The organism is Mycobacterium sp., assembly GCF_039583805.1.
Classification (GTDB): domain Bacteria; phylum Actinomycetota; class Actinomycetes; order Mycobacteriales; family Mycobacteriaceae; genus Mycobacterium.
This window is the reverse complement of record NZ_JAVKSH010000021.1, coordinates 1-5,737: the sequence shown is the minus strand read 5'-3', so window position 1 is coordinate 5,737 and position 5,737 is coordinate 1. Positions and strand designations below refer to the sequence as shown.

Genomic DNA, 5,737 nt, shown 5'->3' with positions numbered 1-5,737 from the left:
CGATCTCCACCTCGTCGGCCTGCGGTGCCGCACGGTCACACGCCACGAAGTGCACGCCGCCGGGCGGGTCCTGCTGCGCCAGCCGGTAGGCCGGACACGCTGCCGCCGGCACCGGCTGCGGCGCCGGCTCGTCGAGCAGCTCCGCTGCCGCGCGGTCGATTCTGGCGCACCACAGCGTGCCGCCGCGCAGCGCGATCTCCTGCTCGGCGCCCACCGTCGCCAGCGTGTCCAGCAGCGCCTCCGGACAGCCCGGGTCGTCGACGTCGACGAGGGTCATCGTCAGGTCCGGTCGCTCGGACATCACGGTGCGGGCCACCCCGAGCAGCACCGCACGGTCGATCGCGGGCGGGTGGGTGTCGCCGTCGAGTGCCTCGGCCCGCCGGGTGACCAGGACGTAGCGCTCCGGTGTGCCGGCCGGCAGGGCGCGCACGGTGGCGAGCAGCGCCTCGGCGGCGGTCGCGCCGTCGGCCACCGGTGTCGGGGTGTCGGTGGGTTCGCCGGCCCACCGCAGGTCGACCAGCCAGGTGGGATCGGGGCGGGCGGCCAGCTCGGCCAGCGCCGGCGCGGTGTCGTCGCCGTCGAGCACCAGCCACGAGGCCGGGTCTTCCGGCCGGGCGGCCCCGGCGTCCAGGGGTGCCCAGCTGCGGGTGAACAGGTTCCGCTGCAGCCGCTCGCGGCGGTTCGCCCGCGGCAGCAGCCGGCAGCTGAATCCGGTGACCTCGGCGATCACCGCGCCGTCTTCGGTGAGCAGGCTGACGTCGCCGCGGATCTCGCCGGCCGCGGCGGACACCGCCCGGCCGTGGGCGTAGGCGAGCGGCGCCGGCCCGCCGAAGAACTGGATCCGGTCGACGGCGACCGGGATCAGCTGCTGGCGTGTGGTGCCGTCGGCGGTGGCGATCAGGCTGTGCAGCGCGGCGTCGAGCAGCACCGGGTGCAGGTGGTAGCCGTCGGCGTCCACCCCGTCGGGCAGCGCGATCCGCGCCAGGACTTCGCCGGGGCCGCGTCGCAGCACGCGCACGCCCCGGAACTTCGGGCCGTAGCGCAGCCCGCGGCGGGCGAGTGCGGCGTACAGCGACTCGGCCGGGACCTCGTCGCGCAGCCGCGCCCGCAGCCCCGGGACGTCGACCGGTGCCGGGCGGCGGCCGCACGAGTGCAGCGCGGCCCGAGCGCACAGCACCGGCGGCTGGTCCTCGCGGTCGTGGTGCACGGTCAGCGAGTCGGATGCGATCGTCGCGGTCAGACGCGCGGGCGTGGCGGCGTCCAGCGGCACCGCCGCGACCAGCTCGAGATCCTCGACGGAGCAGTCCGGGCTTCCGGTCAGCGCCTGCCGGGCCGCCAGCGCGAGTTCGACGTGACCGGCGGCGGGAAACAGGGTGGCACCGGCGACCCCGTGGTCTTCCAGGAACGGCAGCGCCGCGAACGACACGTCGGCGACGAAGCGGGCCGGCCCGCCCGAGCCGGTCTCGCTGATCATCGGGTGGTGGTCGGAGCGCACCCGCCGGCGGGCGGAGCGGTCGCTCTCCGACCACAGGATCGCCTGCTGCCAGGGGTATTTCGGGATGGGCGTGTAGGGCCCGGCGCCGAAGTACGCGATCCGGTCGAGGCCGGCGCCGGCGGCGTAGAGCGCGCGCACGGTGGTGCGCAACGACGCCCGCTCCGGTTTGCCGCGGATCAGCGACGGCACGGTCACCCCCTTGACGCCGGCCTGGCCAAGCAGTTCGCGGATCGACGTGGCCAGCACCGGGTGCGGCCCGACCTCGACGAAGACGCGGTGCCCGTCGCCGATGGCCGCGCTCAGCGCGTCACCGAAACGGACGGTGTCGCGGGCGTTGTGCCACCAGTACGTCGGGTCGTGCCGGGTGTCGGCGACGAGCCCGCCGGTGACCGTGGAGTACAGCTCCAGCGCGGGCGGGGCCGGCTGCAATCCGGCCAGCGAGGCCAGCAGGTCGTCGTGGATCTCGTCCATCGCGGGGCTGTGGTAGGGCACCTCGACCCGCAGGAAACGGGTGAACATGCCGGCGGCGGTCAGCTCGTCGGCGACTCGCTGCAGCTCGCCGCGGTCGCCGGCCAGCGTGACCGAGCCGGGGCTGTTGACGGCGGCGACGGAAACCCTTCCGCCGCATCGCTCGACGTGGTCTGCGGCGTCCTCGGGGGGCAGTCCGGCCGCGAGCATCGCACCGCGGCCGGCCAGCCGCGCCTGCAACCGGCTGCGGTGATAGGCCACCCGCATGGTGTCGCGCAGGCTCAGCGCACCGGCGGTGTGCACCGCGGCCAGCTCGCCGACGCTGTGGCCCACCACGGCGTCGGGGTACACGCCCCACGACCGCCACAGCCGGGTCAGCGCGATCTGCAGCACCACGTTGGCCGGTTGCGCGACCTCGGTGGCCGACATCTTCGACACCGGCTCGTCGGCGAGCATCTCGGCAAGCACCGACCAGCCGGCCACGTCGCGGAACAGCGCGTCGCATTCCTCGGCTGCGTCGCGAAACACGCCCGGCCCCGACAACAGTTCACGTCCCATCGCCCACCACTGCGGCCCCATGCCGGTGTAGACGAACATCAGCCGGGGCAGGTCCAGGGTGGGCTCTGCCGCGTCGGCGCCCTCCCCGGCGAACGCCCGCAGCGAGTCGACCAGCGACGACCTGTCGGTTGCCTCGAACGACGCCCGCAGCCGGTGATGGCTGCGATGCACGGCCGCGCTGCGGCAGTGCGCCGCCAGGTCCACGCCGGACACCGACAACGCCTGCGCGTGCCGTTCGGCTAACTGCTGCAACGCTTTCGGGCTGCGTGCGCTGAGCAGCAGCAGCGGCTCGCCCGCGCCGGGCACCGCCGGGACCTCGTCGGCCGGCGGTGGCTCGGCCAGCACGACGTGGGCGTTGGCGCCCCCGTAGCCGAACGAGTTCACCCCCGCCACCCGACGGTCACCCCACCGCGGCAGCGGCTGCGTCCGGGTGGGAATCGTCAGGTTGAGGCCGTCGAGGTCGATGGCGGGGTTCACCGCCGCCAGGTGCAGGTGCGGCGGGACCACCCCGTGTGCGACGGACAGCGCGGCCTTGAGCACACCGGCCACACCCGCCGCGGCCTCCAAATGCCCCAGGTTGGTCTTGATCGACCCGATCCGGCAGGGCCGGCCGGTTCGCGACGCGCCAACCACCGCACCGATGGCCTTCGCCTCGACCGGATCGCCCACCGGCGTGCCCGTTCCGTGCGCCTCGACGTAGCAGACCTGCGACGGCTCCACACCGGCCTGGGCGTAGGCGGCGCGCATCACGGCGATCTGCGCGTCGGCGCGGGGAACGGTGATCCCGTTGGAGCGCCCCCCGTGATTGGCCGCGGTGCCCAGGATGACCGCGTACACCGGGTTGCCGTCACGCCGGGCCGCCGAGAGCGGCTTGAGCAGCAGCACCACCGCGCCCTCGCCGCGCACGTATCCGTCGGCCTGGTCGCTAAACGCTTGGCAGCGGCCGGTTTTCGAGAGGAACTGCCCCTTGGCCATGGTGACGTGGGTTTCCGGGGAGAGCATCACGTTGACCCCGCCGGCCAGCGCCGCGTCGCTTTCGCCGGCCCACATGCTTTGGCACGCTTGGTGAATCGCGATCAGCGACGATGCGCACGCCGCGTCCAGCGACACGCTGGGCCCGCGCAGGTCGAACACGTAGGACAGCCGATTCGACAACATGGTCAGCGTGTTGGCGGTGGCCGAATGCGTCGAGATGCGCTCGCGGTTGATCGGGTCGCCCTGGATCATCTGGCTGTCCATCATGAACCCGCCCATGAACACCCCGGTGTGGCCGCCGGCATGGCTGTCGGGGGGATCGCCGGCGTCTTCGAAAGCCTCCCAGCTGCACTGCAGCAACAGCCGCTGCTGCGGATCGAGGATCGCCGCCTCCCGGGGCAACACCGAGAAGAACGCGGCGTCGAAGGCCCTGGGATCCTCGCGCAGCATCCCACCCTTGTTGACGTAGCTGCGGCCCGGCGCGCGGCCGGTCGGGTCGAGGAACTTCGCCGGATCCCATCGGCTGCCGGGGATGTCGACCACGCAGTCGCGCCCGTCGAGCAGCGCCTGCCACAGCCCGTCCGCGTCGGCGATCCCGCCGGGCAACCGGCAGCCGACGCCCGCGATGGCGATCGGTTCGCGGGCGGCGGGCGGCGCGACGGACGCGGCCATCATGGTTGGGCCTCCGTCATGGCTGGGCCTGGCATATCTGGCGGTGGGCGGGCGTCTGCGCGTGCCGGCCGGCGCCCAGCGCATCCGCCGACATCTCGCTCAGCCCGAACCGATCATGCAGTCGCGCCAGCGGTTTGGGTGCCCACCAGTTCAGCCGTCCCAGCACGTGCATGAATGCCGGCAGCAGCAGCATGCGGACCAGCGTGGCGTCCACCAGCACCGCCAGCGTCAGGCCCAGCCCGAACATCCGCATGAACGACACCTGCGCGCCCGTCAGCGCCGCGAAGGACACCGCCATGATCAGCGCCGCCGCGGTCACGACGCGGCCGCTGTGCGCGATGCCCAGCGCGACGCTGCGGTCGTTGGCCTGCGCGGTGCGCCCGGAGGCGAGCCAGTACTCACGGATCCGGGAGATCAGGAAGACCTCGTAGTCCATCGACAGGCCGAACGCGATGCAGAACAACAGCACCGGCATGTTCACCTCCAGCGTGCCGGTCACCGACGTGCCCAGCCCGCCCAGGTGCCCGTCCTGGAACACCCAGACCAGCGCGCCGAACGCCGCCGCCAGCGAAAGGGCATTGAGCACAACGGCTTTCACGGGTATCACCACGCTGCCGGTCAACAGGAACAGCACGATCATCGTGACCGCGGCGATGATTCCCAGCACCAGGGGCAGGCGCGTCGTCACGGCGTGCACGCTGTCGCGGTCGCTTTGCGCGATGCCACCCATCAGCACGGTCCGCCCGCCCGGGGTCGCCACCGCGTGTAACCGGTCGAGCTGGTTGCGCGACGCGTCGGAGAACAACGGCACGGCGGTGGTGACGGTCATCACCACGCTGCCGTCGTTGCTCCCGGTCGGCGCCGACGGCGGGCCCGCCGGCGCCCCGCCGACGAACGTGCCGGCCGGCGCCGACACCGACGCCACGTCGGGCACCCGCGACAGCGCGGCAGCGTACCGGTCCAGGTCGGCGGCGCTGACGCCGGTCGCGTCGGGGATCACCACCGAGACGTCGGTCGCGGAGTCGACGGCGAAGTCGTTGCGCAGCTGATCGCCGAGCTGGTGCGCCGACGCTGACGCCGGCAGCACGCGGTCGTCGGGAAAACCCCACCGCACCCCCAGGAAGGGGGATCCCAGCGCGAGCAGCAACACCACCACCGCCACGCCCACCGGGACCGCGTGGCGGGTCACAAACGTCGCGCTGCGGTACAGGAGGCGCTGTTCGACGGGCCGGGGGCCGCCGCGGCCCAGCAACCGGCGCACGTCGCCCCAGTCCAGCCACTCGCCGAGCAGCACGATGGCCGCCGGGGTGACCACGACGGCGGCGGCGACCGCGAACACCACCACGGCGACACCCGCATAGGCGAACGACTTCAGGAAGTACTGCGGGAAGACGACCATCGCCGACATCGACAATGCGACGGTCAGCGCGGAGAACACCACGGTGCGCCCCGCGGTGGCCATGGTGCGCAGCACGGCGTCGTCGCGGTCGGCGCCGCTGGCCCGCTCGTCGCGGAACCGGCTCACGATCAGCAGCGTGTAGTCGATCGCCAATCCGAGCCCCATCGCGA

2 protein-coding genes are annotated in these 5,737 nt (G+C 73.1%); both read right to left on the bottom strand.

Features of this window, described 5'->3' with window-relative positions:
* Positions 1-4,168 (bottom strand): type I polyketide synthase (locus tag ABDW21_RS04395; RefSeq protein ID WP_343710097.1); only part of this gene is annotated, 4,168 nt, incomplete at its 3' end.
* A gap of 16 nt (positions 4,169-4,184) precedes the next feature.
* Positions 4,185-5,737 (bottom strand): MMPL family transporter (locus ABDW21_RS04390; protein ID WP_343710096.1); only part of this gene is annotated, 1,553 nt, incomplete at its 5' end.